Annotated in this window: 28 protein-coding genes; 13 read left to right on the top strand and 15 right to left on the bottom strand. The window is 67.8% G+C overall.

Going from position 1 to position 26,150, the window contains the following annotated elements; all coding sequences use genetic code 11:
- The first annotated feature begins 37 nt into the window (after positions 1 to 37).
- Positions 38 to 949, top strand: a complete 912-nt coding sequence (locus tag AC5P88_RS00745) for an MBL fold metallo-hydrolase (RefSeq protein ID WP_495224038.1) — start codon at positions 38 to 40, stop codon at positions 947 to 949.
- A gap of 319 nt (positions 950 to 1,268) precedes the next feature.
- On the opposite strand, the gene dinB is transcribed toward AC5P88_RS00745, so the two are convergent.
- Positions 1,269 to 2,357: a DNA polymerase IV gene (gene dinB / locus AC5P88_RS00740; RefSeq protein WP_049432292.1), complete on the bottom strand. Its 1,089-nt coding sequence runs from the start codon at positions 2,355 to 2,357 to the stop codon at positions 1,269 to 1,271.
- A 190-nt stretch (positions 2,358 to 2,547) separates the two neighbouring features.
- Between dinB and fabA the strand changes: the two genes are divergently transcribed.
- A complete protein-coding gene (gene fabA / locus AC5P88_RS00735) occupies positions 2,548 to 3,063 on the top strand; it encodes a 3-hydroxyacyl-[acyl-carrier-protein] dehydratase FabA (RefSeq protein WP_286074862.1) in 516 nt (171 codons plus the stop codon).
- Entirely contained in the window at positions 3,063 to 4,271 is a 1,209-nt protein-coding gene (fabB, locus tag AC5P88_RS00730; RefSeq protein WP_088428693.1) for a beta-ketoacyl-ACP synthase I, read from the top strand. The genes fabA and fabB overlap by 1 nt, the downstream gene beginning before the upstream one ends.
- Positions 4,272 to 4,364: 93 nt before the next feature.
- Here fabB and AC5P88_RS00725 read toward each other — a convergent pair whose 3' ends face one another.
- Genes AC5P88_RS00725 through AC5P88_RS00715 form a run of 3 tightly spaced genes read right to left on the bottom strand, consistent with a single transcriptional unit; the run spans position 4,365 to position 6,807 of the window.
- A complete protein-coding gene (locus AC5P88_RS00725; RefSeq protein ID WP_495224037.1) occupies positions 4,365 to 5,048 on the bottom strand; it encodes an HAD family hydrolase in 684 nt (227 codons plus the stop codon).
- Positions 5,045 to 5,746, bottom strand: a complete 702-nt coding sequence (locus AC5P88_RS00720; RefSeq protein ID WP_111112858.1) for a pseudouridine synthase — start codon at positions 5,744 to 5,746, stop codon at positions 5,045 to 5,047. The genes AC5P88_RS00725 and AC5P88_RS00720 overlap by 4 nt, the downstream gene beginning before the upstream one ends.
- Positions 5,743 to 6,807, bottom strand: a complete 1,065-nt coding sequence (locus AC5P88_RS00715; RefSeq protein ID WP_495224036.1) for a class I SAM-dependent methyltransferase — start codon at positions 6,805 to 6,807, stop codon at positions 5,743 to 5,745. Before AC5P88_RS00715 ends, AC5P88_RS00720 begins: the two co-directional genes overlap by 4 nt.
- A 157-nt stretch (positions 6,808 to 6,964) precedes the next feature.
- On the opposite strand from AC5P88_RS00715, the gene AC5P88_RS00710 reads away from it, so the two are divergent.
- Positions 6,965 to 7,228: a hypothetical protein gene (locus AC5P88_RS00710; RefSeq protein ID WP_005407925.1), complete on the top strand. Its 264-nt coding sequence runs from the start codon at positions 6,965 to 6,967 to the stop codon at positions 7,226 to 7,228.
- Positions 7,229 to 7,277: 49 nt separating this feature from the next.
- On the opposite strand, the gene AC5P88_RS00705 is transcribed toward AC5P88_RS00710, so the two are convergent.
- Together AC5P88_RS00705 and AC5P88_RS00700 are read right to left on the bottom strand one after the other, a co-directional pair.
- A complete protein-coding gene (locus tag AC5P88_RS00705; protein ID WP_106549767.1) occupies positions 7,278 to 7,571 on the bottom strand; it encodes a DUF3247 family protein in 294 nt (97 codons plus the stop codon).
- 43 nt (positions 7,572 to 7,614) lie between these two features.
- Complete coding sequence (locus AC5P88_RS00700; RefSeq protein ID WP_495224034.1) at positions 7,615 to 9,603, bottom strand: hybrid sensor histidine kinase/response regulator; 1,989 nt, start codon at positions 9,601 to 9,603, stop codon at positions 7,615 to 7,617.
- 243 nt (positions 9,604 to 9,846) lie between these two features.
- On the opposite strand from AC5P88_RS00700, the gene AC5P88_RS00695 reads away from it, so the two are divergent.
- Positions 9,847 to 10,413, top strand: coding sequence for a DUF3016 domain-containing protein (locus tag AC5P88_RS00695; protein ID WP_106549765.1), 567 nt, complete (start codon positions 9,847 to 9,849; stop codon positions 10,411 to 10,413).
- An 88-nt stretch (positions 10,414 to 10,501) separates the two neighbouring features.
- Here the strand turns inward: AC5P88_RS00695 and alr are convergent, their stop codons facing one another.
- Positions 10,502 to 11,569: an alanine racemase gene (gene alr / locus AC5P88_RS00690; protein ID WP_495224033.1), complete on the bottom strand. Its 1,068-nt coding sequence runs from the start codon at positions 11,567 to 11,569 to the stop codon at positions 10,502 to 10,504.
- Positions 11,548 to 12,852 carry a D-amino acid dehydrogenase gene (locus AC5P88_RS00685; protein WP_099552571.1) on the bottom strand — a complete coding sequence of 435 codons (1,305 nt, stop codon included), beginning with the start codon at positions 12,850 to 12,852 and terminating at the stop codon, positions 11,548 to 11,550. The genes alr and AC5P88_RS00685 overlap by 22 nt, the downstream gene beginning before the upstream one ends.
- 149 nt (positions 12,853 to 13,001) lie before the next feature.
- On the opposite strand from AC5P88_RS00685, the gene AC5P88_RS00680 reads away from it, so the two are divergent.
- The gene (locus AC5P88_RS00680) at positions 13,002 to 13,481 is read left to right on the top strand and encodes an Lrp/AsnC ligand binding domain-containing protein (RefSeq protein WP_005407919.1); all 480 of its coding nucleotides are present in this window, start codon (positions 13,002 to 13,004) and stop codon (positions 13,479 to 13,481) included.
- Positions 13,482 to 13,593: 112 nt separating this feature from the next.
- On the opposite strand, the gene AC5P88_RS00675 is transcribed toward AC5P88_RS00680, so the two are convergent.
- The gene (locus AC5P88_RS00675) at positions 13,594 to 13,773 is read right to left on the bottom strand and encodes a lana protein (protein ID WP_106549763.1); all 180 of its coding nucleotides are present in this window, start codon (positions 13,771 to 13,773) and stop codon (positions 13,594 to 13,596) included.
- Positions 13,774 to 13,897: 124 nt separating this feature from the next.
- Positions 13,898 to 14,269, bottom strand: coding sequence for a classical arabinogalactan protein 4 (locus tag AC5P88_RS00670; protein ID WP_111112863.1), 372 nt, complete (start codon positions 14,267 to 14,269; stop codon positions 13,898 to 13,900).
- A 140-nt stretch (positions 14,270 to 14,409) separates the two neighbouring features.
- Between AC5P88_RS00670 and msrB the strand changes: the two genes are divergently transcribed.
- From msrB to AC5P88_RS00645, 5 genes are all read left to right on the top strand, one after another.
- The gene (gene msrB, locus AC5P88_RS00665; protein ID WP_495224032.1) at positions 14,410 to 14,877 is read left to right on the top strand and encodes a peptide-methionine (R)-S-oxide reductase MsrB; all 468 of its coding nucleotides are present in this window, start codon (positions 14,410 to 14,412) and stop codon (positions 14,875 to 14,877) included.
- A 91-nt stretch (positions 14,878 to 14,968) separates the two neighbouring features.
- Positions 14,969 to 15,823 (top strand): flagellar motor stator protein MotA, encoded by an 855-nt coding sequence (gene motA / locus AC5P88_RS00660; RefSeq protein ID WP_005407915.1) that lies wholly within the window; start codon positions 14,969 to 14,971, stop codon positions 15,821 to 15,823.
- 3 nt (positions 15,824 to 15,826) lie between these two features.
- Entirely contained in the window at positions 15,827 to 16,765 is a 939-nt protein-coding gene (motB, locus tag AC5P88_RS00655; RefSeq protein WP_495224031.1) for a flagellar motor protein MotB, read from the top strand.
- 127 nt (positions 16,766 to 16,892) lie between these two features.
- Complete coding sequence (locus AC5P88_RS00650) at positions 16,893 to 17,393, top strand: hypothetical protein (protein WP_111112864.1); 501 nt, start codon at positions 16,893 to 16,895, stop codon at positions 17,391 to 17,393.
- Between the two features lie 13 nt (positions 17,394 to 17,406).
- The gene (locus tag AC5P88_RS00645) at positions 17,407 to 17,682 is read left to right on the top strand and encodes a DUF4031 domain-containing protein (RefSeq protein ID WP_106549759.1); all 276 of its coding nucleotides are present in this window, start codon (positions 17,407 to 17,409) and stop codon (positions 17,680 to 17,682) included.
- 205 nt (positions 17,683 to 17,887) lie between these two features.
- Here the strand turns inward: AC5P88_RS00645 and AC5P88_RS00640 are convergent, their stop codons facing one another.
- Positions 17,888 to 18,430: a DUF6630 family protein gene (locus tag AC5P88_RS00640; RefSeq protein WP_495224030.1), complete on the bottom strand. Its 543-nt coding sequence runs from the start codon at positions 18,428 to 18,430 to the stop codon at positions 17,888 to 17,890.
- 90 nt (positions 18,431 to 18,520) lie between these two features.
- Here AC5P88_RS00640 and AC5P88_RS00635 point away from each other — a divergent pair, with 90 nt between their 5' ends.
- Positions 18,521 to 18,769, top strand: a complete 249-nt coding sequence (locus AC5P88_RS00635; protein WP_012509930.1) for a DUF3297 family protein — start codon at positions 18,521 to 18,523, stop codon at positions 18,767 to 18,769.
- A 101-nt stretch (positions 18,770 to 18,870) separates the two neighbouring features.
- Here the strand turns inward: AC5P88_RS00635 and AC5P88_RS00630 are convergent, their stop codons facing one another.
- From AC5P88_RS00630 to AC5P88_RS00620, 3 genes are all read right to left on the bottom strand, one after another.
- Complete coding sequence (locus AC5P88_RS00630) at positions 18,871 to 20,520, bottom strand: Na+/H+ antiporter (protein WP_099552563.1); 1,650 nt, start codon at positions 20,518 to 20,520, stop codon at positions 18,871 to 18,873.
- A 117-nt stretch (positions 20,521 to 20,637) separates the two neighbouring features.
- Entirely contained in the window at positions 20,638 to 21,429 is a 792-nt protein-coding gene (locus AC5P88_RS00625) for a dioxygenase family protein (RefSeq protein WP_106549757.1), read from the bottom strand.
- A 31-nt stretch (positions 21,430 to 21,460) separates the two neighbouring features.
- Positions 21,461 to 21,871, bottom strand: a complete 411-nt coding sequence (locus tag AC5P88_RS00620) for a DoxX family protein (RefSeq protein ID WP_106549756.1) — start codon at positions 21,869 to 21,871, stop codon at positions 21,461 to 21,463.
- A 95-nt stretch (positions 21,872 to 21,966) separates the two neighbouring features.
- Between AC5P88_RS00620 and AC5P88_RS00615 the strand changes: the two genes are divergently transcribed.
- Positions 21,967 to 22,848: a LysR family transcriptional regulator gene (locus AC5P88_RS00615; RefSeq protein WP_495224028.1), complete on the top strand. Its 882-nt coding sequence runs from the start codon at positions 21,967 to 21,969 to the stop codon at positions 22,846 to 22,848.
- Between the two features lie 161 nt (positions 22,849 to 23,009).
- On the opposite strand, the gene AC5P88_RS00610 is transcribed toward AC5P88_RS00615, so the two are convergent.
- On the bottom strand, positions 23,010 to 26,072 hold the full coding sequence (locus tag AC5P88_RS00610) for a bifunctional diguanylate cyclase/phosphodiesterase (RefSeq protein WP_495224027.1): 3,063 nt from the start codon (positions 26,070 to 26,072) through the stop codon (positions 23,010 to 23,012).
- Positions 26,073 to 26,150 lie beyond the last annotated feature (78 nt).

The following is a 26,150-nucleotide window of genomic DNA, read 5'->3' as shown; positions in this document are numbered from 1 at the left end:
CCACGCTCGACTCCGCATCCGACACGAGGAATTGCCCATGCGCACCGCTGCCCTGCTGCTTCCCCTCGCCCTGGCCGCCAGTTTCACCAGTGCTCCGCTGATGGCCGCACCGGCCACCCCGGCACCGGCCTCGGCAACGAAATCCCAACTGCACCTGCAGACCTTCCATCCCGGCCCGCAGGCGATGTTCTCGGTGTCTTCAGTACTGATCGAAGGCCGCCACGACGCGATCCTGGTCGATGCGCAGTTCGGCGCCAGCGACGCGCGCAAGCTGGTCGAGCTGATCCGCGCCAGCGGCAAGCAGCTGACCACCATCTACATCAGCCACGGCGATCCGGATTACTACTTCGGCCTGGCCACGCTGCAGGATGCGTTCCCGAAGGCGCGCATCGTCGCCACCGCGCAGACCGTTGCCCACATCCAGCAGACCCAGGCCGGCAAGCTGGCCTACTGGGGGCCCAAAATGGGTGCCGACGTGCCGGCACGCATCGTGGTGCCGCAGGTGCTGGATGGCGATGCCCTGCAGCTGGAAGGCCAGCGTCTGCCGCTGATCGGCCTGGATGGCCCGACCCCGGACCGCACGGTGCTGTGGGTGCCGTCGCTGCGCGCGATCGTCGGCGGCATTCCGGTGGTGGCCGGCGAGCATGTGTGGATGGCCGATACGCAGACGTCGAAATCGCACGCCGACTGGCTGCAGACCCTGCAGCGGCTGCAGGCGCTGAAGCCGAAGGTGGTGGTGCCGGGGCACTACGCGCCGGGTGCGGCGCTGGATGCGAGTGCGCTGACGTTCACGGCGGACTACATCCGCGCGTTCGATGCCGAGGCGGCCAAGGCCAAGGACAGTGCGGCGCTGGTGCAGGCGATGCAGGCGCGCTACCCGAAGCTGGCGGGCGTGGCGTCGCTGGAGTTGAGTGCGAAGGTGGCCAAGGGCGAGATGCAGTGGCCATGAGGTAGGGGGTCTTTTGCAGGGCTGCTGCCCTGCACCTGCTCAATGCAACGGCAACAGCCGAAGCAACAGCAACAGCTGGCTATCCGTGGGATGGCGAGGTGGGTCCGGTTGCGGGGGACGCCGTAAACCCATCCCTGGGGGCTTGGCCGCGGCATCCATGCCGCGGACACCCCCGCAACCGGACCCACCCCGCCTTCGACGGTTCTCTGCGATCTGTCTGGATGGCATGTCTCCGCAACCTGTCTGGATGGAATGACCTGCTCTTGGTGGGTGTCGACCTTGGTCGACACGTAGATCCACGCCATGCGTGGATGAACGATCAGGGGGGATCGGTCTGGGTGTGCTCGAACAATTCCCCCTGCACAACCGGCTCCTTTTCGCGGAAGCCACCCAGGCCGACGCCGACCAGGCGGTAACGCGTCTCGGCCGGCAGATCCACCCTCGCGCGCAGCGACAGGGCGATGTCACGCAGCTCCTCCATCGATTCCGGCGGGCGCTCCGGGGTGAAGCTGCGGGTGAGGATGCGGAACTGCGCGGTCTTCAGTTTCAGTACCACGGTGTGGCCGATGCGCTCGGTCTTGCGCGTGGCGTTCCAGGTCTTCCCGGCCAGCTGCACGATCGCCTCGGTCAGGTCTTCCAGCAGCAGGTCTTCGGCGAAGGTGTCCTCCGAGGAAATCGACTGCACCTGCTGGTCCGGCTCCACCGGCCGCTCGTCGATGCCGCGTGCGCGGTTGTACAGGCTGCGCCCGAAGCTGCCGAATGCCTCTTCCAGGTCGATCAGCGCCCACTGCCGCAGATCACCGCAGGTGACGATGCCGCGCGCAGCCAGCTTGCCTTCCATGACCTTGCCGACGCCGGGCACCCGGTTCACCGGCAGCGGTGCCAGGAACGCATCCACGCGCTGCGGCGGAATCACGAACTGGCCATCAGGCTTGCGCCAGTCCGAGGCGATCTTCGCCAGGAACTTGTTCGGCGCGATCCCGGCTGAAGCAGTCAGGTTCGTTTCCTCGCGGATCTGCGCGCGGATGGTGCGGGCGATGTCTGTGGCCAGTTCGATGCCACTCTTCGGCTCGGTCACGTCCAGGTAGGCCTCGTCCAGCGACAACGGCTCGACCAGGTCGGTATGGCGGAGGAAGATCGCGCGTACCTGCTGTGACACCGCCTTGTAACGCGTGAAGTCCGGCGGCACGAAGATCGCATCCGGGCACAGGCGCTCGGCACGCACGGCAGGCATCGCCGAACGCACGCCGAACACGCGCGCCTCGTAGGACGCCGCACACACCACCGAGCGGGCACCACGCCATGCCACGACCACCGGCTTGCCGCGCAGTGACGGATCGTCGCGCTGCTCCACCGACGCGTAGAACGCGTCCATGTCAACGTGGATGATCTTGCGCAGTCGGGTCATGTCAGGTGGAAAAGGCGGGGGCGGGCCGGGCGGGCCACACGCCGAAGTATGGTCGTTGCACATCAACAGGATGCGCGTATTCCCTTGAAAACACTACGGTTGCGTACGGTTGAAATGTTTGATCGGCGCAGTTTCCACGGGCATTCTCCGGCACTTGTTTCCCTGTTCTTCGCTTCCAGGATTGTGCTTCATGACCCGTCTCCACGCGTTCAACCGCGAACAGCTGCTGGCCAGCGCACGCGGTGAACTGTTCGGCACCGCCGCCGGCCGTCTGCCCAACGACCCGATGCTGATGTTCGACCGCATCACCGAAATCCGCGAGGACGGCGGACCGCATGGCAAAGGCATGGTACGCGCCGAACTGGATATCCGCCCGGACCTGTGGTTCTTCGGCTGCCACTTCATCGGCGACCCGGTGATGCCCGGCTGCCTGGGCCTGGATGCCATGTGGCAGCTGACCGGCTTCTTCCTGACCTGGCTGGGCGCCCCCGGCAAGGGCCGCGCGCTGGGCTGTGGCGAGGTGAAGTTCACCGGCCAGGTGCTGCCGGAGGCCAAGCTGGTGCGCTACGAGATCGATATCAGCCGTGTCATCAACCGCAAGCTGGTGATGGCCCAGTCGGACGCCCGCATGTACGTGGATGACCGCGAAATCTACAGCGCGCGCGACCTGCGCGTCGGCCTGTTCACTGAAACCGGGAGCTTCTGATGCGTCGCGTCGTCATCACCGGCATGGGCATCACGTCCTGCCTCGGCAATGATCTGGATACCGTTTCGGCTGCGCTGCGCGAAGGGCGCTCGGGCATCACCGCCCTGGCCGACCACGCCGAAGCGGGCCTGCGCAGCCAGGTCGGCGGCCGTGTCGACCTCGATCTGGAGGCGCTGATCGACCGCAAGCAGAAGCGCTTCATGAGCGATGCGGCGGCCTTCGCCTATCTGGCCATGCGCGATGCCATCGCCGATGCCGGGCTCAGCGCCGAGCAGGTCAGCAGCCTGCGCACCGGCCTGATCGCCGGTTCCGGTGGCGGCTCCAGCGAATGGCAGATCGGCGCGGTCGATCTGCTGCGCGAGCGTGGCGTGCGCAAGGTCGGCCCGTACATGGTGCCGCGCACGATGTGCTCGACCGTCTCGGCCTGCCTGGCCACGGCCTACCAGATCAAGGGCGTCAGCTACTCGCTGTCGGCCGCCTGCGCGACGTCGGCGCACTGCATCGGTGCCGCAGCGGACATGATCCGCCATGGCGCGCAGGACATCATGTTCGCCGGTGGCGGTGAAGACCTGCACTGGTCGATGAGCGTGATGTTCGACGCGATGGGCGCACTGTCGACCAGCTTCAACGAGACCCCGGCCAGCGCTTCGCGTCCGTACGACAAGGACCGCGACGGCTTCGTCATCGCCGGTGGCGGCGGCATGCTGGTGCTGGAAGACTACGACCACGCCGTAGCCCGCGGCGCGCACATCCATGCCGAGCTGATCGGCTATGGCGTCACCTCCGACGGTGCCGACATGGTTGCTCCGTCCGGTGAAGGCGCGGTGCGCTGCATGAAGATGGCCCTGCAGGGCGTCGATCGCCCGCTGGACTACCTCAACACCCACGGCACCTCGACACCGCTGGGCGATGTCACCGAACTCAACGCCATCCGCGAAGTGTTCGGCGACGCGGTGCCGCCGCTGTCGTCGACCAAGGCACTGTCCGGCCACTCGCTGGGCGCGGCCAGCGTGCATGAGGCGATCTACTGCCTGCTGATGATGCGCGACGGCTTCGTCGCCGGTTCGGCCAACATCGGCGAGCTGGACCCGAAGGTGGAGAGCTTCCCGATCCTGCGTGAAAGCCGCGAGCAGCAGCTGGATACGGTGATGTCCAACAGCTTCGGCTTCGGTGGCACCAACGCCGCACTGGTGTTCGGGCGGGTGTGATGGGGAAAGCGTGCCGACCAACGGTCGGCACCTACCAATAGATGTAGAGCCGAGCCATGCTCGGCTCAGTGCCAACCGAGGTTGGCACCCACCTTATTTCGGCAACAACGGCAGCAGCAGCGCGTGCGCGTCCACCAGCGAACCAACGATGCGGTGGCCGAGTGCACGCAACTCTTCATCCGGATGCACCAGGTCCGGTACCTGGATCACGGTCATTCCGGCGGCCAGCGCCGCGCGCGTACCGGCCGGAGAGTCTTCCAGCGCCAGGCATCGCTCGGGCGCCTGCCCCAGCCGCTGTGCCGCCAGCAGGTAGATGTCCGGCGCCGGCTTCGGCCGCGCAACATCACCACTGGTGATCACCGCATCGAAATACGGCAGCAGCCCGGCCGCCGCCAGCTTGCGGTTGGCCCGTGGCTGCCGCGTGGTGGTCGCCACCGCGCGCGGAACCGCATGCGCCTTCAGCAGTTCAAGCAGCTCCAGGATGCCCGGCCGCAAGGGCAGGCCGGTCTGCGTGCGTGCTTCATACAGCTCGTGGCAGCGCACGGCCACCGCCTCGATCACGCTGTCCTCGATGCCCTGCGCACGCAGCAGCGCGTGCGTGTCGCGATCACCGAGGCCGACCATGCGCAGGAACACCGTTTCATCCAGGCCCAGTCCGAACTCGTCGGCGGCCTGGCTCCAGCAGGCCAGCGAGACCCGCTCGCTGTCGATCATCAGGCCGTCCATGTCGAAGATGACGGCGTCGGGGAGGAACGGCAGCGCAGCGATGGTGGTCATGGAGCGAACAGCGTATCCAGATCGGTGGAAGTGAGCTGCCGCCATTGCCCTTCGTCCAGCCCCTGCAGGTCCAGCCCGCCAACGCGGCTGCGATGCAGGGCCTGCACGTGGTTGCCGGTGGCGGCGAACATGCGGCGTACCTGATGGTAGCGGCCTTCGTGCAGCACCAGGCGCGCGCGACGCGCATCCAGCACCTCCAGTTCAGCCGGCAGCAGGGGCGTCTTCTCGGACTCCAGCATCAGCGTGCCGCTGGCGAACAGCGCGACCTCGTCGCCGCGCAGGTCGTCGCTCAGCTCCACCTCGTAGACCTTGGGCAGCTTCGACTTCGGCGAGATGATCCGGTGCAGCAGGCCACCGTCGTCGGTCAGCAACAGCAGGCCACTGGTCTCGCGGTCGAGGCGGCCGACCGTGGAGAGCACCGGATCGCGGTCGCGGAAACGCGGCGGCAGCAGGTCGTAGATCAGGCGGCCGGTGTCCTTGGTCGAGCAGGTGTAGCCGGCCGGCTTGTGCAGCGCGATCGACAACCCGGCCGGCGGGTCCAGCGGCTCGCCGTCAACGCGGATGGCCTCGTGCGGCACCTGGTCGTCGGCGTACAGCACCTCGCCGTCGGCGTCGGTGACGCGTCCCTCGCGGAACATCCACTGCACCTGCTTGCGGCTGCCGTAGCCCAGGTTGGCGATGTGCTTGACCAGCTTCATCGGCCCTTGCCCTTCACTGCCTCGACCAGCTTGAAGCCATCGCGCTCGGCGACCACGCGCACCGCGCCGAAGCTGTCGTTGAGGGTGTGCTCGTACGGCAGATGGCGGTTGGCCACCACGTACAGGCGCCCGCCTGGGCGCAGCGCCTGCGCGGCCACGGCGATGAAGCGCTGGCCGATGTCCGGGCGATCGGCACGCGACGGCGTATGGAACGGCGGATTGCTGATGATGACGTCGTAGCCCGGCTCGATGCCGGCGGTGACGTCCTGCCACAGGAAGCGCAGCGGCAGCGGGCGCGGCGGCGGCGCCAGGTTCAGCTCGGCCAGCGCCAACGCGCGCTGCTCGGCCTCGTACAGGTCCAGCGCGGTGATCTTCGGGCAACGCTCCAGCAGCTCGCGCGACAGGTAGCCGTAGCCCGCGCCGAGGTCGGCGGCACGCCCGGCCAGGTCGGCCGGCAGGTGCTCGGCCAGCAGCGCCGACGCCGGATCGATGCGGTCCCAGGCGAACACGCCCGGGCGGCTGAGGAAACGGCCCCCGACAATCGGGCGCACCGCATCCAGCGCCGACCAGCGCTTGGCCAGGTCGGCATCGTGCTGGCCCTGCAGCGGGGCGGTCCAGTACACGCGGCAATGGTTCTTGGTCACGCTGCCACCGAGGCCGGCCAACTGCTTGAGGTCGCCCTCGCCCGAGCGCGCGCCTTCGTTGTTGGACTGGCAGGCAACGATGCGACCGCCGTCGGCGACCAGCGCCAGCGCGCGGGCGAACAGTGCACGGGCTTCTTCGCGCTGGCGCGGCGGCAGCACCAGCACCAGCGGGTAGCGGCCCTTGCCCGCGGCATCGTCCAGCTGGCCGCTGACGGTCCAGCCCGCAGCCTGCTGCAGCGGCTGCGCGAACGGGGCAAAACTCTGCTCGCAGTGCACCTCGCGGTTGCCAGCGGCCTCGCGCAACGGCCAACCGTCGCGGGCACGCAGGAAGGCCACCGGACCCTCCGGCCAGCGCAGGGCACCTTGGGAGAACGGCAGGAACAGGGTCTGCAGGGGGGCGTCGTCGCTGGAGGCCATCGGCGCGGGTACTTCAAGCGTGAGGGCCGTCCATTGTACCGGCTTGGCCGGGCCGGCCCCGCCAGGCCGCTTTGCGAAACCCGAACGGGGCCTTGATCCGCCAGCAACATTGGAACGTTCAGGGTAGAGGCTCCCCCGGAAACCCAGGAGAACCTGCATGCGAGCCTTGTTCGTCGGTGGCGTGGTCGACAACAGTGAAATGGACCTGGAAGGCAGCCATCCGCCCGTGCACTACCCCGAGGATACCGGCGGCGGCCACTCACGCTACCGGCTGCACCAGGTCGGCCATGGCGCCGACGGCAGCGTGGCCTACGCGGTGTATGGTGCGCCGGACCTGGCCGACGACGAGGTGGCGCGGGTCGCGGAGGAACGCGCCTATGCGCGGCGGTTCGAGGCGACGCCGACGTTGTTCGAACATTGAGCGTGATGGATCGGCGTGCGGTCGCCGGGCGTGGCCCGGCGCTACCGGATTACGCGATCCTCGGCGGCAACCTGCGGATGCTGGCGATCTCGTCCAGCCAGACATGGTGCTGCTGCACCGGCGTGTCGTAGTCGTCCAACCTCAGCTGGCCGTTGCTGCCTTCATCGCCGGCGTCGTTGCGGTACTGCTGCACGGTCGGCTTCACCGCCACCGTGCCGAGCAGGCGCCGGCCATCGTGCAGGGTCAGTTCCACCTGCGTTTCGCCTTCCAGCTGCGGCAGCAGGGCTTCCAGGCGCGCGATCTGCGCCGGGCCGGTATGGATGCGGGGAGCTATGCGGGACATCGGCGACCTCCTGCCTGCAGGGTCGCCGATCGGCCGTGAATGCTCAGTGCAGCGCGCTGTCGGCGCGCGGTACCTGCACCTTGCGCACGGCGGACACCAGCTGCGCCACCGAGTACGGCTTGGCGACATGCTCCTGGAAGCCCGACGCCAACGCACGGCGGCGGTCATCGGCACGCGCCAGCGCGGTCACCGCCACCGCAGGCAACATCGCGGCATCCACGCCCATGTCCTCGCGCAGCGTGCGCACCAGCCCGTAGCCATCCATGCCCGGCATGCCGATGTCGGTCAGCATCACGTGGTACTGCAGATGGCCGGTGTCGGCCAGCAGTGCCAGCGCCTCGCCGGCCGAACTGGCCGCCGATACGCTGGCGCCCTGCTCTTCCAGCATGCGCCGCAGGTATTCCAGCACCTCCGGCTGGTCTTCCACCGCCAGCACATGCATGCCCCGCAGCGGATACGGCTCGACGATCACCGGCTCCAGGATCGGCCCGCTGATGACTTCGCGCAGCGGCCGGCGCTCGGCATCCGGCAGGTGCTGGGGCAGGCTCACGGTGAACGTGGCGCCGTGGCCATGGCCTTCGCTGGCGGCGGCAACGGTGCCGCCGTGCAGTTCGACCAGCTGCTGCACGATCGCCAGGCCCAGGCCGAGGCCGCCATGGCGGCGCGTGGTGGTACCATCGGCCTGGCGGAAGCGGCTGAACAGGTGGTTGAGGAACTCCGGTGCGATGCCATCACCGGTATCGCGCACCGTAATCACCCAGTGGTTGCCGTCGGCCTGCAGCTGCACGTCGATGCGGCCTTCGGCCGGGGTGAACTTGATTGCGTTCGACAGCAGGTTCCAGAACACCTGCTGCAGGCGGGTGGCATCGCCGAGCACGGGGCTTGGCTGCTCGGGCAACTGCAGGTGCACGTCCAGCGCCTTGCCCTCGGCCACCAGTTCCTGCGCGCCGATGGCTTCGCCAAGCAGCGTGCGCAGGTCCAGCACTTCCACCTCCAGCTGTACCTTGCCCAGCAGCATGCTGCTGAGGTCGAGCATGTCCGAGATCAGCCGCTTCTGCGCGCCGGCGCTGTTGGCGATCACGTTCAGGCCCTTGTACAGCGGGCTGGTGTTGTCCACCCGCTGCAGCAGCAGTTCGCTCCAACCGAGGATGGTGGTCAGCGGCGTGCGCAGCTCGTGCGACAGCGTGGCCAGGAATTCGTCCTTCAGCCGCGCCATGTTCTCAGCGGCACTGCGTGCGGCGCGCTCGGACTGCAGCAGTTCCTCGCGTGCCAGTTCGATCTCGCGGCGCTCGGTCACGTCCGGACTGCTGCCGGCCAGGCCGATGAAGCGGCCCATGCGCGAGAAGCGCGGGCGCGCGTTCATCTCCAGCCAGCGCCACTGGCCATCGGCGCGCCGCGCGCGTACCAGCGCATGCATCGAACGCTGCGCCTTCAGTGCTTCCTGCAGCTCGTACTCGAATACGGACGCATCGTCCGGGTGCACCAGGCCGCGCCAGACATCCTCCGGAACGCGGGTTTCGTCGCCACCGAAGAACTCGCTGAAGGCACTGTTGACGAAGCGGGCGTGGCCGCGCTCGTCGAGCACCCACACCGGCATCGGCAGGCCATCGGCCAGTGCGCTGAAGCGGGCTTCGCTTTCGCCCAGCTCCACTTCCATCTGCTTGCGCGCGGTGATGTCGAAGAACAGGATGCCTACCTTGTCTTCTCCCGGCCGTCCCACGCGCACCGCGTCAACCGCGAACGAGCGGCCCAGCGCACGCGCTTCCATTTCGAACTGCGCCGGCCGGCCGCTGCGTGCGACCTCGCCGTAGATGCGGAACCAGTCCTGCTCGTGGTGCGGCTCCAGCGCCGTCATGCGCTGCCCCCGGGCATCCTTCAGGCCGGTATGGCGCTCGAACGCGTCGTTGACCTCGATGAAACGGTAGTCCACCGCGCGGTCACCCTCGAACAGCACCTGGATCACGCAGAAACCGGCGTTGATGCGCTCAAGCACGCCATGATGCAGGTCGGGTTCGGGCGCCGGCACCATCATCGGTGGGCGCTCCACTAGGGGCGGCAGTGTGGACAAGGGCGTCTGGACGGGCCGGATTGGAGGCACAGCATCTTCCAGAGAGCGTATTCACAGCGTCAAGCGCCGTCAGTCAGGGTTGACGACGATGAATTGGCGGCAACCGCTCTTGCGCATGACGCATTCGGCCATTGCCGTTGCCCGGGAGCGGGATCACACTCGATCCGTGAACACTATCGCCCCTCTCAGGGGATGCAGGAGACCGTCATGAACCGCTCACTTGCTACCGCCCTTCTGCTGGCCGGTGCCCTCCTGGCAGGCGGCGCCAATGCTGCGCCACGCGCGGTGACCGATCCGGAAGCCCCGCGCGCGCTGCAGGCCGATGGCCCGGTCAGCGTGAAGTGGGACGATCCGGCCAAATTCACCGAGATCCGCCAGAGCAGCAACCGCTTCGAGGCCGAACGCGGCGACTGGGTCCAGCAGCTGGCGCGCTACGTGCAGACCACCGCCGCCAAACCATTGCAACCGGGGCAGACCCTGGATGTGACCCTGGTCGACATCAAGCGAGCCGGTGACTACGAGCCGTGGCATGGCCCGCGCGGGCGCGACATCCGCATCATGCGCGACATCTACCCACCGCGGATCACCCTGCAGTACACGTTGAAGGACGCCAGCGGCCGCATCGTCAGTGAAGGTGACGCACGCCTGAGTGATACCGGCTACCTGCACAACGTTGGGCTGAAGAGCGAAAGTGATCCGCTGCGCTACGAGAAGCGCCTGATCGATGACTGGGTCAAGCGCCAGCTGGCCAGCCAGGCGACCGCCGCGCGGTAGGCCCATCGGTGGGTGTCGACCTTGGTCGACACGCATTCACGGCGCCGACCAAGGTCGGCAGCTGCCAGAGCCGAGCGCGGGCTCGGCTCTACACGTACACCCTGGCCACGCGCTTGACCGCGCAGGGCAGCTGGTAAGCACTCACGCCACAGCGCGGCGCCAGCTCGGACAGCGTCGGTGCAGTGCCCCACAGCTCCACCACGCTGCCGATACCGGCCTGCGTATGCGCGGTCAGGTCCACCGTCAGCATGTCCATCGACACGCGGCCGATCAGCGCACCGGGCTGGCCATCGATCAGCACGGGCGTACCGTTCGGCGCGAACTGCGGGTAACCATCGGCGTAACCCAGCGCGACCACGCCAACGCGGGTGCGTGCCTTCGAGACAAAGCGGGCGCCATAGCCGACCGGCTCACCCGCCTCGATCCAACGCTCGGCGATCACCTTGGACTGCATCGTCATCACCGGGCGCAGGCGCGCGGTGATCTCCGAAGCATCCGGCAGCGGGTTGGCGCCGTACAGCATCAGGCCCGGGCGTACCCAATCACTGCGTACATCCGGCCAGCCCAGCAGCGCCGGCGAATTGCACACGCTGGTCTCGCCGTCCAGGCCGTCGATGGCCCGCGCGAAGGTCGCGGCCTGTTCGTGGGTGCGCTCGCTGTCCAGCTCGTCAGCACGTGCCAGATGAGTCATCAGCACAATGCGCTCAACCTGCGGCAGCGCTGACAGGCGCGCGTGCGCCGCGCGGAAGCTGTCCACGTCCAGACCGAGGCGATGCATGCCGCTATCCAGCTTCAGCCAAACCGTCAGCGGGCGCGGGCTGTCGAAGGCGGCGACGGCCTCCAGCTGCCACGGCGAACCAACGGCGAACCAGAAATCATGCTCGGCCACCAGCGCCATGTCGCTGGGTTCGAAGATGCCTTCCAGCAGCAGGATCGGCGCACGGATGCCGGCCTGGCGCAGTTCCAGCGCTTCTTCGATGGTGGCCACGCCGAAGCCATCGGCCTCGTCTTCCAGCGCCTGTGCACAGCGCACCGCACCATGGCCATAGGCATCGGCCTTGATGATCGCCAGGGCCTTGCCACCGCCCAGTTCACGGGCGAGCCGGTAGTTGCTGCGCAGAGCGCCCAGATCGATCAGCGCGCGGGCAGGACGCATGTGCGGTTCTCGTGTTGCGGCGCGTGACCGTACTGGCCGTAGCGGAAAATATCCAGACCTTCGGTGCTGATCTGCGGCTGGCGCGCGCTCATCAGGTCGGCCAGATAGCGGCCCGAGCCGCAGGCCATGGTCCAGCCCAGCGTACCGTGGCCGGTGTTGAGGTACAGGTTGCGGAACGGCGTGGCGCCGATCACCGGCGTGCCGTCCGGCGTGGCCGGGCGCAGGCCGGTCCAGAACTGCGCGCGCGACAGGTCGCCGCCCTTCGGGTACAGGTCGCTGACCACAAGCTCCAGGGTCTCGCGGCGGCGCTGCGACAGCGACAGGTCGAAACCGGCCACTTCGGCCATGCCACCGACGCGGATGCGGTCGTCGAAGCGGGTCACCGCCACCTTGTAGCTCTCATCGAGGATGGTCGAGGTCGGTGCCATCGCCGGGTCGGTGATCGGCAGGGTCAGCGAGTAGCCCTTCAGCGGGTACACCGGCAGGCGCATGCCCAGCGGTGCGACCAGCGCCGGCGAATAGCTGCCGAGCGCAACCACGAAGCGGTCGGCGGTTTCCAGCTTGCCGTCGATGCGCACGCCGGTGATGCGGTCGCCGTCGAACTCCAGGCCGGTGATGTCCTGGTCGAAACGGAACTCGACGCCGGCGTCCACGCACATCTGCGCCAGGCGGCGGGTGAACAGCTGGCAGTCACCGGTCTGGTCACGCGGCAGGCGCAGCGCGCCGACCAGGCCATCAACGTGGGCCAGGGCCGGTTCGGCCTGGATGATGCCGGCACGGTCCAGCACCTCGTACGGCACGCCGTACTGGGCCAGGATCTCGATGTCCTGCGCCGAGGCATCCAGCTGCTGCTGGGTGCGGAACAACTGGGTCGTGCCCAGGTCGCGGCCTTCGAATTCGATGCCGATCTGCGCGCGCAGCTCGTTCAGGCAGTCGCGGCTGTACTCGGACATGCGCACCATGCGCGCCTTGTTGATCGCGTAGCGCTCGTGGGTGCAGTTGCGCAGCATCTGCCACAGCCAGCGGTACTGGGCCAGGTCCATGCCCGGCCGGATCGCCAGCGGCGCGTGCTTCTCGAACAGCCAGCCGATCGCCTTCTTCGGCACGCCCGGTGCCGCCCACGGCGAGGTGTAGCCGAACGACAGCTGGCCGGCATTGGCGAAGCTGGTTTCCAGCGCCGGGCCGGGCTGACGGTCGATGACCGTGACTTCAAACCCGGCCTGTCGCAGGTACCAGGCACTGGTGGTGCCGATCACGCCGCTGCCGAGAACTAGGACTCGCATGGGACTTCTCCAACCCGATCATTCCCTGCACTGGAGCGTGCCGGGGCCATAATTGGGGAAGTATAGACAGCCGATACCAGTTGATTTGCCTGATTTGTGATAGACCGGCAGGATGTTCTCCTGCAATTCATTCCCCAAGGTTGACGGCCATGGCCACCCGTACCCGTGAACTGGACAAGATCGACCGCAAGATCCTGCGCATCCTGCAGGCCGAAGGCCGCATCTCCTTCACCGAACTGGGTGAGCGGGTCGGCCTGTCCACCACCCCATGCACCGAGCGCGTACGCCGGCTGGAGCGCGAGGGGGTGATCACCGGTTACCACGCCCACCTGGACCCTGCGGCGGTGAAGGCCAGCCTGCTGGTGTTCGTGGAGATCAGCCTGGCCTACAAGTCCGGCGACATCTTCGAGGAATTCCGGCGCGCGGCCCTGAAGCTGCCCAACGTGCTGGAGTGCCACCTGGTGTCGGGCGACTTCGATTACCTGCTGAAGGCGCGGATCAGCGAGATGGCCTCCTACCGCAAGCTGCTCGGCAGCACGTTGCTGACGCTGCCGCACGTACGTGAGTCGAAGAGCTACATCGTGATGGAAGAGGTGAAGGAAACGCTCAGCCTGCCAATTCCGGACTGAGGCCGCTGCGGGGGTGGGGTCAGAGCCCGCTGTGCGGGATCCGACCCCGATCAGGAATCGGCAAGGGGGTCGGATCCCGTGCAACGGGCTCTGACCCCGGCCATGGCGACCGTCAGCGTTGCTGCGGATGCTTCTGCGAGCGCTGCTCCTGCTGCCTGCCGCCCTTGTGCGACTGCTGCGGCTCCATCTGTTGCTGCTGTTGCTGCTGTTGTGGGTTGCGGCCCTGCGGTTCCTTGCCGGGATGACGGTTCTGCTGGTTTTTCATGATCGCGATCCAGTGGACGAAGGACATGCGGCGGCGGAATGCCGGCGCAGGGCCACGTTGGTCCCGGAACGGTTAATCGCAGGCGAAAAAGCAGTGATCGGCAGGATGTTGTTTTCGGAGGTTCAGCTGCGCCGCCGGGCGTGGCCCGGCCTTACCGGATCTGCTGGCCGTCGCCCTGCGGCACGCTGTCGAGATAACGCCCGGTGCGCGAATCGAACACGCGGTTGGGACCGGCCGGGCGCACGCCGGGAATGATGCGACCGTTGCGGTCATAGACCTTGTCGGCCGGCTTCGGTGCCGGCGTCGGCGCGACCTGGGCCGGCCCCGTGGACTTGATCGGCTGCGCCGGCTGCGGCGAGGGCAGCACCTGCGGCTGCGGGCGCGCGGCCTGTGGCGGCGGTGCCACCGGGGTGGGCGCCACGGTGGTGCTGCTGCGGGTGGCGGTCGGATCGCCGGTCGGCACCTGGGCCAGCGCCAACGCAGGCAGCAGGGCGATAAGCAGCAGGGGAAGGGGCGATTTCATGGCACGCTCCGGCGTGGATCGTCTTCACCATGCGCCACCCCCTGTGTGCCGCCCATGAACGGCCATCACACTTGCAAGGTCGCGCCATCACCCCCACGTCTGCCTGCATCCACAGGCCATCGACCCCACGGAGCGCCGCCATGACTGCCTTCGATCTGACGCCCCCCACCGCCACCCAGACCGAGGCGCTGGTCGCCGGCCTCAGCGGCGAGGAGCGCCGCGTGCTGCTGCAGCACGGCACCGAAGCACCGTTCTGCGGGGTGTTCCTCGACAACAAGCGCGAGGGCGTCTACTGCTGCCGGTTGTGTGCACTGCCGCTGTTCCGCTCCAGTACCAAGTTCGATTCCGGCACTGGCTGGCCCAGCTTCTTTGCCCCGTTCGATCCGGCGCACGTGCGCGAGATCCGCGATACCAGCCACGGCATGGTGCGCACCGAGATCACCTGTGCGCGCTGCGGCAGCCACCTCGGCCACGTATTCCCGGACGGTCCGCCGCCCACCTACGAGCGCCACTGCCTGAACTCCGTCTCACTTTCGTTCACCGGCAATGGCGAGCCCTGGCCCGATCCACTGCAGCGTGGCGGTGCCGAGGCCGGCGTGGCGGGCTGAAATACCCCGCTGACCGATTTCACAGAATTCCCTCTTCAGAAAACCAGGCGACGGGCCGACAAGGAGATATCCCCTCTCCTTGCGTCGCGCCATGCTCATCATCGTTGGATTCCTGGTCGTCATCATCAGCGTGATCGGGGGCTACCTCGGTGCCCACGGCCGCCTGGGTGCCCTCTGGCAACCCTACGAACTGGTCATCATCGGCGGCGCCGCACTCGGCGCCTTCCTGGTCGGCACCCCCGCCAAGACGGTCAAGCAGACCCTGCAGGCGATGGTGGGCGTGTTCAAGGGCCCACGTTACAAGCAGCAGGACTACATCGATGTGCTCAGCCTGCTCTATGAGCTGCTGAACAAGGCGCGCCGCGAAGGCTTCATGGCACTGGAAGACCATGTCGAGCGCCCAGCCGAGAGCGCGCTGTTCGGCAACTACCCCAAGGTGCAGGCCGACCACCACCTGATCGACTTCATCACCGACTGCCTGCGCCTGATGATCGGCAGCAACATCGAGCCGCACGAGCTGGAACCGCTGCTGGAACTGGAGCTGGAAAAGCACCACGCCGAAGCCATGGCGCCGTCGCAGGTGCTGACCAAGGTCGCCGACGGACTGCCCGGTTTCGGCATCGTGGCGGCGGTGCTGGGCATCGTCATCACCATGGGCTCGATCGGCGGCGACATCGTCGAAGTGGGCGGCCATGTGGCCGGTGCGCTGGTCGGCACCTTCCTCGGCATCCTGCTGGGCTACGGTTTCGTCGGCCCGATGGCGGCGGCGATGGAAGCCCGCGCCGAACAGGACAGCCGCATCTACGAATCGGTGAAGACCGCCCTGCTGGCCTGCCTGCGCGGCTACAACCCGAAGATCGCGCTGGAATTCGCCCGCAAGACGCTGCCGTCGAACGTGCGCCCGGCCTTCTCCGATTTCGAGCAGCACCTGAAGACGGTCAAGTAAGCCATGGCCGAGAACAAGCCCACCGTCATCGTCCGCCGGGTCAAGAAGGCCGGCCACGCCGCCCACCACGGCGGTTCGTGGAAGGTGGCCTACGCCGACTTCGTGACCGCGATGATGGCCTTCTTCCTGGTGCTGTGGCTGATGGCCACCACCAACAAGAACGACCGTGCCGCCATTTCCGAGTACTTCCGCAACCCCAGCCCGCTGAGTGGCCAGAACGCCACGCCGGCGCCCGGCATGGCCGGCCCGGGCGGCGCCAGTACTTCGATGATCAAGCTGGGCGGTGCCACCGACATCTCGCGTGGCAACAGCAACGATCCCTTCCAGAACCAGAAGGAAGCCGTGCCACAGCCGGTGGACCAGCAGCAGCGCGACAAGCAGCAGCTGGAACAGCTGATGAAGGAGCTGCAGGAAGCGATCAGCAAGAGCCAGGCGCTGGAACCGTTCAAGGACCAGCTGCTGCTGGACCTGACCCCGGAGGGCCTGCGCATCCAGATCGTGGACAAGCAGAACCGGCCGATGTTCGACCTTGGCAGTGCCACGCTGAAGCCGTACACGCAGCAGATCCTGCACGAGCTGGCCGAGTACCTGAACCATGTGCCGAACCGGATCAGCCTGACCGGCCACACCGACATCACCGCCTATTCCGCCGCACGCGGCTACGGCAACTGGGAACTGAGCGCCGACCGTGCCAATGCCGCACGCCGCGCGCTGATCGATGGCGGCCTGGATGACAGCAAGATCACCCGCGTGGTCGGCCTGTCCTCGTCCGTGCTGTTCGACAAGGCCGACCCGCAGAATCCGATCAACCGCCGCATCAGCATCGTAGTGATGACCAAGGCCGCCGAGGAGGCCGCCCTGGCCGGTGCCGGCCCGCAGGTGGGGCTGTCGGCGCCGACCGTCGACCCGGATGTGCAGGCCGCGCAGGGTGAGGCAAAGTAGACGGTGGGTGCGGACCTTGGTCCGCACATCCGGGAAAGCGTGCGGACCAAGGTCCGCACCCACCAGGGGCATCACCCGGCGCACCCGCTACAATGGCGGTCTTTCCGTTTCCAGGTGACCCCACCCCATGTCCCAGAACTCCAAGGCCAAGCGCGACAAGCGCAAGAAGCAGCAGGCCAAGCGCCCGTTCCTGCGCCTGAACGCCCAGCAGCAGGTGCAGAACCATGCCGTGCTGACCAACGAAGACGGCCAGGTGGTCGCCGCCATCGGCCTGCAGGGCCGTGAGTGGCTGCTGGCCATCGGCGGCCAGACCATGGGCAACGCCGAGAACCCGGTGCCGATGCTGGCCATGCTCAAGCACCTGTCCAACGTGCAGGAAAAGGAAGGCCGCAAGGTCAACCTGGAATACTCCGAGCTGCTGCAGAAGCTGCTGGACACCCTGGCCGAAGAGTCCGGCCAGACCGCTGACGAGTACCTGGACAAGCTGGTCGCCGAGTTCGAAGGCGTCGATGCTGCCGAGGGCGAGGAAGGCGAAGCCGCCGAGGCCGCCGAAGGTGACGTGGTTGAAGCTGCTGCCGATGCCGAGGCCGCCCCGGCCGCTGACAGCGACAGCAAGCCGCAGGCCTGAACCGGCTGCGGCGGTGACGGTCTACGTCGATGACGCGGTGCATCCCTGGCGCGGACAGCGCTGGGCGCACCTGATGGCCGACACCCTGCCCGAGCTGCACGCCATGGCCGCGCAGCTCGGCATTCCACCGCGGGCCTTCCAGAACAAGGCCAGCGGTGCCCACTACGATGTCACTGCCGAGCTGCGCGCACAGGCGATCGCGCTCGGTGCACGGGCCATTTCCCGGCACACCGACCGCGGCCTGGTCAAAGCGGTGATCGCCAACGCCAGGGCGCAGTACCGGCCGTAGGCCGGCGCACAAAGCGTGCGGACCAAGGTCCGCACCCACGGGGTAGAGTCGACTGGGTAGAGTCGACTGTTAGTCGACTATCGCGCGCAGCGCGGGGTTTTCGCGGCCGGATGGGAGATCAGTCGACTAACAGTCGACTCTACCCAGTCGGCCATCCCCGGCCGATCGCCCCCATCGGGTCATGCCCGACGCATCGCCCCATCCCTCAGAACGGGTCGCTGCCCAGCCGGATTTCCAAGTTCAGCAGCGAGCACAGTGCCAGCATCGCGTCGTCGTCGCGGGTCAGTGCCATCATCCCGGTGAAGCCGTCGCTGCCGGCATCCACGCTCCACAGCGTGTAGTTGTGCTCGCGCAGGCGGTCGAAGGCGGTGGACATCAGCTGCACACCGTCCAGGCCTTCGGCGAAGTCCTCGTCGTCCAGGTCGCCGCCCCAGTCCAGCTGCAGGTTGAAGCGCGCCGACAGTTCGTTCACCGCCGACTGCAGCGATTCCAGGTCATCACGTTCAACCTCGAAACCGGACTGCCAGGCAATGGCCGTGAACAGGGCCGGCAGCCAGTCGCTGTCCGCTTCCAGCGGCTGCCCGTCCTCGGCCAGATGCTCGCGCCAGCGGTTGAACTGCTGCAGGGCCAGCTCCTCGTCGCCCGGGTTGATCAGCACCAGCAGGTTCCAGACCCGCGCCTCGAAGCCATCTTCGTCGAAGTCGTGGATGTCTTCCTCGAAGTCGAAATAGTCGCTGTTGTCGGGCATGGCGGAACTTCCTCTGGGGCAGGCCGGCATTCTACGGTTTATCCTGTGCCGCTGAAGCCGGCCTTGGTGGCCGTCACTGTGAATGAAGCGATGAGCGATACCCCTCCCGACCACCTGGCGATCAACCCGGCCAGCCCCTTCCATGATGCGCAGGCGCTGGAGCGCGGCGTCGGCGTGCGTTTCAACGACGTCGAGCGCGACAACGTCGAGGAATACTCGGTCAGCGAAGGCTGGATCCGCGTGCAGGCCGGCAAGGCCCGCGACCGCCGCGGCAACCCGATGACCATCAAGGTCAAGGGCAAGGTCGAGGCGTATTTCCTGGAAACGAAGCCGGAATAAGGGCTGAAAGGTGTGCGGACCAAGGTCCGCACCCACCCGGCGGATCCTGGGGTCAGATCCCTTTCCAGCGGAAAGGGATCTGACCCCAATCGGCATACCGGTCACTCGCGCTTGCGCGATTCCAGCAGGTCCAGGTTGCGGATCAGGCGCCGCGAGATCTCATCGGAGATCACCCCGCGCCGGGTCAGCCGGAACAGTTCCTCGCGCTCGGCATTGAGGCCGGCGCTGCGCAGCTGGCGGTAGCCCATTTCCATGCGCCGCACCTTCTCCGGGTCCACGTCGGGCCCGTCGCTGTCGCGCTCCAGGTGGCGCTGGTACAGCAGGCTCACCCGCGACGCAGCGTCGTTGTACAGCTGCACGTTCTCGGTGTTCTGGTTCATCACCAGCTGCTGGCGCATGCGCTCGACCCCGGCCAGCGCGGCCTTCGACGACAGCCGGCGCGCCAGGTCCTCTTCCTTGCGTTCGCCCGAATCGGCCGGCAGCTGCAGGCCCTTCAGCAGCTGTGGCAGCGCGATGCTGGCGCCCAGCAGCGAGAACAGGATCACCGACGCGGCCAGGAAGATCACCAGGTCACGCGCCGGGAACGCACTGCCATCGGGCAGGAACAGCGGCAGGGTCAACACACCGGCCAGCGTGATCGCACCGCGTACGCCGGCCACCGAGGTCGCCACCACGATGCGCCAGTTCGGCGCCTCGCCGCGCTCCAGGCCACGGCGCCGCGCGCGCAGCAGGTTCCAGCGCAGCGACAGCCACACCCACAGCAGGCGCAGCACCACCAGCGCCAGGTTGATCACCACCACGTACACCAGCAGCCACCACGCACTCTGGTGGCCGCTCTCGTTCATGGTGGTGGTGGCGCGCTCGACGATGCCCGGCAGCTGCTCGCCCAGCAGCACGAACATGATGCCGTTGAAGCTGAACTGCAGCATGTTCCAGACCCCGGCACGCTGCACGCGCATGCTGCCGGAGACACGGCCGGTCAGCTCGACATAGCTCATCGCGATGCCGGCGGCGACCGCGGCGAGGATGCCCGAGGCATGGATCTCTTCGGCCAGCAGGTAGGCCGCGAACGGAATGAGCAGGTTGACCAGCATCGCCGCGCCCGGCTCCTCGCCGAAGCGGCGCCACAGCCAGCGCTGGAAGGTCGACACGCCGAGGGTGACCGCCACGCCCACCGCCAGGCCGGCCACCGCCACCCACACGAAGGTCAGCGAGGCCGTGGCCAGCGAAAAGGTGCCGGTCATCACCGCGGCCACCGCGAAGCGGAAGCAGACCAGGCCGGACGCATCGTTCAGCAGCGACTCGCCTTCCAGGATGTGCATCAGCCGCTTCGGAATCGGCGCCTTGGAGGCGATCGCACCGACTGCCACCGGATCGGTAGGCGACACGATCGCCGCCAGTGCGAAGCACACCGCCAGCGGCATCACCGGAATCAGCCAGTGGATCAGGAAGCCGGCGCCGATCACGGTGAACACCACCAGGCCGAATGCCAGTTCGAGGATCGCGCCCTTGTCGCGGAACAGGCCCTGCTTGGGAATGCGCCAGCCATCGAGGAACAGCAGCGGCGGCAGGAACAGCAGGAAGAACACTTCCGGCTCCAGCGCGTGGCCGCGGTTGAACACCCCGGCGATGACCGCGCCCAGGCCGATCTGCACCAGCGGCAGCGGCAACGAGAACGGCAGGACGCGAACCAGGTAGCCGCTGGCGACAACGGCTACCAGCATCGCCAGGACGACTTCAATGGTATGCATGCTTCTTCCAGGAAGCGGCGCGTGGGGAGGCTCGGGAGTCAGCGCCGGAAACCTAGGAAAAACTACCACATGCGGCTGCAGGCGCGACGACGGGGATGGCCCGGCGTCAGCCCCGGCTCATGCCGCCCCATCGAAGCGGTACAGGTCCATGGCCAGGAAACCGGCGTCGATGCCGGCATCGATGCGACGTGCACCGAAGCCGCCCTCGCCCGCCGCGCCCATCGCGAAGAACAGCGGCAGCAGGTGCTCGTCGGTCGGATGCGCGCGCTCGGCGAACGGTGCCTGCCGGCGATAGTCGAGCAGGGCCTGGCGGTCGTCGGCAGCCAGCCGCTGCTCCACCCACTCGATGAAGGGGCGCACGTACGGCGCTTCCTTGCCGTCCTGGTAGTCACCCCAGTCGTGCAGGTTGTGGGTGATGCTGCCCGAGCCGACCAGCAGCACGCCCTGCTCGCGCAGCGGCGCTAGCGCGCGACCCAGCGCGAACTGGTGCGCGGGGCCGAGCAACGGCTGGATCGACAGCGGCACCACCGGGATATCGGCCTGCGGGCGCAGCAGGCGCAGCGGCACCCACGCGCCATGGTCGAGGCCACGCTGCGGGTCGATGGCCACCGGCAGGCCAGCGGCGGCGATGCGGCCGGCCACCTCTTCGGCCAGCGCCGGATCACCCGGTGCCGGGTACTGCAGTTCAAACAGCGCGCGCGGGAAGCCGCCGAAGTCGTGGATGGTCGGCGGCTGCGGATGCGCGCCGACCAGCGGCTGCCGGCCCAGCCAGTGCGCCGAGGCCATCACGATGGCGCGCGGGGTCGGCAGATCCTGCGCCAGCTCGGCCAGGCGCACGCCGACCTGGCCCGGATGCAGGGCGGTCATCGGCGAGCCATGGGAAATGTACAACGAAGGCAGACGGGTCATGGAATTCTCCAAATGCAGGATCAGGCGGCGATCAGCGCGAACGCAGGGTCCACTTGCCGTCGCCGACCAGGAACAGCACCACCAGTGCCAACGCCCAGAACGCCGGGTATTCCCAGCCGCCGCCCGCGTTGGCGAAGCCGAAGCCGTTGGCGCCGTGCACGGTGACGATGGTGCCCAGCAGCAGCGGCACGCCGACCAGGCCGACCCAACGCGCGTAGATGCCCAGCAGCAGCGCAGCGGTGATCGCCAGCTCGACGGCGATGGTGAGGTAGCCCAGCACGCCGGGCAGGCCCAGCGATTCGAAGAAGGCGGCGGTACCGGCCGGGGTGAAGACCAGCAGCTTGGTCAGCGCGTGGACCAGGAACAGCACGCCCAGGGCCAGGCGCAGCAGGGTGGCACCATACGGGGCCAGCGGAGAAACAGGAGCGGAGGGGGTGTGCATGGGAGACACCTCGAAGGGAGTAGGCACAGGTTATTGCGCCTTCACGGACCGATAAATACGATCGTTTGACCGTATTTATTTCAAAAAGCGCAACAATGGACACCCTTGAGGCGATGCGCGTGTTCGTGGCGGTGGTCGAACGCAACGGCTTCAGTGCCGCCGCCCAGGCCCTGGACATGTCCACTGCCGGGGTGACCCGCCAGGTCGCCGCGCTGGAAAAGCGCCTGTCCACCCGCCTGCTTCACCGCACCACGCGCCGGGTGAGCCCCACCAGCGCCGGTGCTGCCTATTACGCCCAGTGCGTCCGCCTGCTGGCCGAGTTCGACGCGCTGGAAGCCAGCATCGGCGCGCAGGCGCTGGAGCCTTCAGGCACGCTGCGCATCAACGCACCGGTCAGCTGGGGCATCGCCCGTCTCGGCCCGCTGCTGGCCAGCTACCGCCAGCGCTTCCCGCAGGTGGAACTGGACCTGGCCCTGTCCGACCGGCTGGTGGACATGGTCGAGGAAGGCTACGACGTGGCCATCCGCATCACCCGCGAGCCCAGCCCGACGCTGATCGCGCGCCGCCTGGGCGAATCGCGGGTGAGCCTGTGCGCCGCACCGTCCTACCTTGCCGCGCGTGGCACGCCACAGACCCCGCAGGAGCTGCAGGCGCACGCCTGCCTGAGCTACAGCTATTGGGCCGCAGGCAACAACTGGCCGCTGCAGGGGCCCGGTGGCGAAGTGAAGGTGGCGGTGAGCAGCCTGCTGCACGCCAACAACGGCGACGTGCTGCGCGAAGCGGCAATCGCCGGCATGGGCGTGATCCTGCAGCCGGACTTCCTGCTGGAAGACGCTTTGGCCGATGGACGCCTGGTGCGCATCCTACCGGAGTGGGAGGCCTCGCCGATCGGCATTTTCGCGGTCTACACCAGCCGCAGCCACCTCGCGCCCAAGGTGCGCAGTTTCATCGACCACCTGGTGGAAACCGGGGTGTAAGGGTGCGTCCGCCGGGCATGGCCCGGCGCTACCGGCTCATGGATCCGCCGATGTTTCCGGCGGATATGGCCAGGTAGAGTCGACTGTCAGTCGACTCCCGCGCGTAGCGCGCGTTCTTTTCCAAACGCCAAGAGTCGCCGGCTCCTTCTCCGGAACGCGGCCTAGGCAACAACTTCGTCCAGCGCATCGATGATCCGCTCCAGCGGTGCCGGCCGCCCCAGCAGGTAGCCCTGCACCTGGTCGCAGCCGTGCGCGGCCAGCCAATCCAGCTGCCCCGGCGTCTCCACGCCCTCGGCGATGATGGTCAGGCCCATGCTGTGGCCCAGCGACAGCAGCGCGCGGCAGATCGAGGCATTGCGCGGATTGGTTTCCACGTCCGCCACGAAGCTGCGATCGATCTTCAGGATGTCCAGCGGCAGGTGCTGCAGGTAGGACATGCTGGAATAGCCGGTGCCGAAGTCATCCAGCGACACGCTGATGCCCTGCTCGTGCAGGCGCTGCATGGTCTGCATCGCCTGTGCCGGTTTGCGCATCAGGCTGCTCTCGGTCAGCTCCACATGCAGCGCACCCCGCGCCAGCCCGAACTCCTGCTGGGCGCGGGTGAACTCGGCCACCAGATCGCTGTTGAAGAACTGCACCGCCGAGACGTTGACGGCAATCGGCAGCTCGCCCCAGCCGGCCTCGACCAGCCGCCGCTGTGCCTTCGCTGCCGCTCGGATCACCCAGCGGCCCAGTGCCAGGATCAGCCCGGTCTCCTCGCACAGCTGGATGAACTCGTTGGGCGGGATGAAGCTGCCATCAGCCTGCGGCCAGCGCAGCAATGCTTCCAGTGCCGCCGGACTGCCATCGCTGGCATGCCGGATCGGCTGGAAATACAGCTGGAATTCGTTGTCGATGGCGGCATGGATGCGCCCGGCCAGGCGCAGCCGGTCGGCCAGCCGCGTGGTCACCGCTGCGTCGAACCAGACCACGACGTTGCCCTCGGCACGCGCCGCATGCGCGGCCTGCGCGGCCATGCCGATCACCTGCTCGGCGCTGTGGCCGTCACCGGCGACGTGCACTGCCACGCCGATGCGCGGCTCGAACTGGTGCAGTGAATCCTTGCCGCGCATCGGCGCCGACACGATCTGCAACAGGTCGTCCAGCACGCGCTGGGTATCGTGTTCGGCACCGATGGCGAACACGAAGTCCTCGGCCGGCTGGAAGGCCAGCGTGCCGCAGCGCGCGCCCAACCCGCCGAGCCGGGTCGCCATCGATTGCAGCACGGCATCGCCGATCTCGCGGCCCAGCGTATCGGCCACCAGCTGCAGGCCCCGCAGCTGCACGAAGGCGATGGTGTAACCCTCGTCCTGCTCGTCCAGCTGTTCGGTCAATGCACGCACGTTGAGCAGGCCGGTGGCCGGGTTGTGCCGCGCCTGGTAGGCCAGGTCACGCTCGTAGGCCAGCCGTTCGCTGACATCCTCGGCCAGCACCAGGCACGCCGGCTGGCCATCGAAATCGAGCTTGGACAGGTGCGCGCGCACTTCGAACACGCTGCCGTCCTTGCGCCGATGCAGCCGCACTGCCGCATCCTGCAGCTCGCCAACGCGGGCCTTGGCGATCGCCCCCTTCACCTCGTCCCAGCCTTCGCGTGGACGAATGTCGAGGATGCTCATCGCCAGGAATTCCTCGCGGCTGTAGCCGTACTGGCGCACCGCGGCGTCGTTGACCTCGATGAAGCGCAGCGTGTCCGGGTCGAACACCCAGAATGGCGCCGGGTTGCGATCGAACAGCAGCCGGAAGCGGCGTTCCACTTCGCTCATCTGCTCGCGCGCCTGGTAGCGCTCGCTCAGGTCGGTCAGCGCGCCGATCATGCGGCGCTCGCTGTCGGCCACCTCCACCCGTTGCCCGCGCGCACCCACCCAGCGCACTTCACCACCGGGCAGCACCAGGCGGAACACCTGGTCGAGCACTGCACCACCGGCGAAGGCCTGGTCAAAGGCCTGCTGCAGGCGCGCGGCATCATCGCGATGCACGCGTGCGAAGAAATCGGCTACCGGCAGCGCATCGGTCTGCACACCGAAGATCTCGCGTGCCAGCGGTGACCAGCGCAGCAGCGCGGCATCCTCGTCCACGTACCAAGTACAGACACGCCCGACCTGATGGGCCAGGCGCAGCTCGGCATGGCCCGCCTTCAGTTCCTCGGCCATCGATTGCTGGCGCCGGGTCGTACGGCGCACCGCGTACAGCAGCACCAGCAGCACCGCGATGTAGGCCAGCACAATCACCACCGACGCCTGCAGGTAGGGCCACCATGGCGCCAGCACGTCTTCATCGGCCAGGCCGATCTGCACCGCCAGCGGACTGCGGTCGAGCGTGCTGATGGTGGTGATGCGCGGCACACCATCGACCACGCCGGGCAGGCTGCCGAGCTCGACCACCGCCTGCTTGCCGAGCAGGTCACGCCGCGGCAGGTCGTAACGGCGACCGACGGTGCCATGTGGATCGGGCACGCGCGCCAGCATGTAACCCTCGGCATCGGTGATCGAGACCAGCCCGTTGGGCCCCACATCCAGGCCGCCGGCGATGCGCTGCAGTTCACCACAGCGCAGCCGCGCCAACAGCCAGCGTTCACCGGCCATCGGCAGTGCCAGCGGCACCACCCAGCCGCCATCGCTGGCCCGCTGCGGCGGCCCGATGTACAACGCGCTGCCCTGCCCGCGGCGCAGCGGGTCGGTCCACAGCGGCAGCTGCAGGTCGCCGCGGCCGGCGGTCAGCGCGCGCCCGTGGCTGTCCAGCACCACGATGCTGTGCAGTTCAGCGTGGCGGCGCAGCACGCCACCGATGGCGGCATCCAGCAGTGCCGGCGCCTGTGCCGGCACGCTGTGGAACAGTTCAGCGGCATCGGCGGCGATGCCGGACATCGCCCGCTCCAGGTTGCGCAGCTCCAGCGCCAGCAGGCGCTCGCTGCCCACCGCCAGCGCCCGGCTCTGCCGCTGCGCGGCCTCCAGGCGGCGGTGATGGTCGTTGGCCAGCATGGTGGCCAATCCGGCCACCAGCAACAGGCCCAGCAGCACGCCGCCCCAGGTAATGGCGCGCAACGGACGGGCCAACGCCCGCTTCAACGCGGGCATCGGTCGATCTTCCTTGTGCAGTCGGCTGGCTTCATGCGCGAACGAATCCTCCACATCCCCGACCTCAACGGCCGGCGAACGCCATTCTTGACGCCTGACCCCGTCCTGCATGGCCACCTCCCCGTGTCCGCGCAGGGCTCCAGGGCCCAGCATGCACCACCCCGGTGACGGCGTGAAGATCGCTTCGGC

The sequence above is a fragment of the Stenotrophomonas sp. YJH_SMC_8 genome, assembly GCF_059371315.1.
The sequence above is the reverse complement of the archived record's forward strand: the minus strand, read 5'-3'. Positions and strand labels throughout refer to the sequence as shown.

What these genes read in the sequence shown, in the direction of transcription:
- AC5P88_RS00695 (WP_106549765.1), top strand. Translation starts at nt 9,847, where the DNA reads ATGAACCGCTCACTTGCTACCGCCCTTCTGCTGGCCGGTGCCCTCCTG.
- AC5P88_RS00725 (WP_495224037.1), bottom strand. Translation starts at nt 5,048, where the DNA reads ATGACCACCATCGCTGCGCTGCCGTTCCTCCCCGACGCCGTCATCTTC.
- AC5P88_RS00700 (WP_495224034.1), bottom strand. Translation starts at nt 9,603, where the DNA reads ATGATGGTGCCGGCGCCCGAACCCGACCTGCATCATGGCGTGCTTGAG.
- motA (WP_005407915.1), top strand. Translation starts at nt 14,969, where the DNA reads ATGCTCATCATCGTTGGATTCCTGGTCGTCATCATCAGCGTGATCGGG.
- alr (WP_495224033.1), bottom strand. Translation starts at nt 11,569, where the DNA reads ATGCGTCCTGCCCGCGCGCTGATCGATCTGGGCGCTCTGCGCAGCAAC.
- AC5P88_RS00620 (WP_106549756.1), bottom strand. Translation starts at nt 21,871, where the DNA reads ATGCACACCCCCTCCGCTCCTGTTTCTCCGCTGGCCCCGTATGGTGCC.
- AC5P88_RS00615 (WP_495224028.1), top strand. Translation starts at nt 21,967, where the DNA reads ATGGACACCCTTGAGGCGATGCGCGTGTTCGTGGCGGTGGTCGAACGC.
- AC5P88_RS00680 (WP_005407919.1), top strand. Translation starts at nt 13,002, where the DNA reads ATGGCCACCCGTACCCGTGAACTGGACAAGATCGACCGCAAGATCCTG.
- msrB (WP_495224032.1), top strand. Translation starts at nt 14,410, where the DNA reads ATGACTGCCTTCGATCTGACGCCCCCCACCGCCACCCAGACCGAGGCG.
- dinB (WP_049432292.1), bottom strand. Translation starts at nt 2,357, where the DNA reads ATGACCCGACTGCGCAAGATCATCCACGTTGACATGGACGCGTTCTAC.
- AC5P88_RS00670 (WP_111112863.1), bottom strand. Translation starts at nt 14,269, where the DNA reads ATGAAATCGCCCCTTCCCCTGCTGCTTATCGCCCTGCTGCCTGCGTTG.
- AC5P88_RS00745 (WP_495224038.1), top strand. Translation starts at nt 38, where the DNA reads ATGCGCACCGCTGCCCTGCTGCTTCCCCTCGCCCTGGCCGCCAGTTTC.
- AC5P88_RS00710 (WP_005407925.1), top strand. Translation starts at nt 6,965, where the DNA reads ATGCGAGCCTTGTTCGTCGGTGGCGTGGTCGACAACAGTGAAATGGAC.
- AC5P88_RS00635 (WP_012509930.1), top strand. Translation starts at nt 18,521, where the DNA reads ATGAGCGATACCCCTCCCGACCACCTGGCGATCAACCCGGCCAGCCCC.
- AC5P88_RS00675 (WP_106549763.1), bottom strand. Translation starts at nt 13,773, where the DNA reads ATGTCCTTCGTCCACTGGATCGCGATCATGAAAAACCAGCAGAACCGT.
- AC5P88_RS00720 (WP_111112858.1), bottom strand. Translation starts at nt 5,746, where the DNA reads ATGAAGCTGGTCAAGCACATCGCCAACCTGGGCTACGGCAGCCGCAAG.
- AC5P88_RS00715 (WP_495224036.1), bottom strand. Translation starts at nt 6,807, where the DNA reads ATGGCCTCCAGCGACGACGCCCCCCTGCAGACCCTGTTCCTGCCGTTC.
- AC5P88_RS00650 (WP_111112864.1), top strand. Translation starts at nt 16,893, where the DNA reads ATGTCCCAGAACTCCAAGGCCAAGCGCGACAAGCGCAAGAAGCAGCAG.
- AC5P88_RS00610 (WP_495224027.1), bottom strand. Translation starts at nt 26,072, where the DNA reads ATGCAGGACGGGGTCAGGCGTCAAGAATGGCGTTCGCCGGCCGTTGAG.
- fabB (WP_088428693.1), top strand. Translation starts at nt 3,063, where the DNA reads ATGCGTCGCGTCGTCATCACCGGCATGGGCATCACGTCCTGCCTCGGC.
- fabA (WP_286074862.1), top strand. Translation starts at nt 2,548, where the DNA reads ATGACCCGTCTCCACGCGTTCAACCGCGAACAGCTGCTGGCCAGCGCA.
- AC5P88_RS00640 (WP_495224030.1), bottom strand. Translation starts at nt 18,430, where the DNA reads ATGCCCGACAACAGCGACTATTTCGACTTCGAGGAAGACATCCACGAC.
- AC5P88_RS00685 (WP_099552571.1), bottom strand. Translation starts at nt 12,852, where the DNA reads ATGCGAGTCCTAGTTCTCGGCAGCGGCGTGATCGGCACCACCAGTGCC.
- AC5P88_RS00625 (WP_106549757.1), bottom strand. Translation starts at nt 21,429, where the DNA reads ATGACCCGTCTGCCTTCGTTGTACATTTCCCATGGCTCGCCGATGACC.
- AC5P88_RS00630 (WP_099552563.1), bottom strand. Translation starts at nt 20,520, where the DNA reads ATGCATACCATTGAAGTCGTCCTGGCGATGCTGGTAGCCGTTGTCGCC.
- motB (WP_495224031.1), top strand. Translation starts at nt 15,827, where the DNA reads ATGGCCGAGAACAAGCCCACCGTCATCGTCCGCCGGGTCAAGAAGGCC.
- AC5P88_RS00705 (WP_106549767.1), bottom strand. Translation starts at nt 7,571, where the DNA reads ATGTCCCGCATAGCTCCCCGCATCCATACCGGCCCGGCGCAGATCGCG.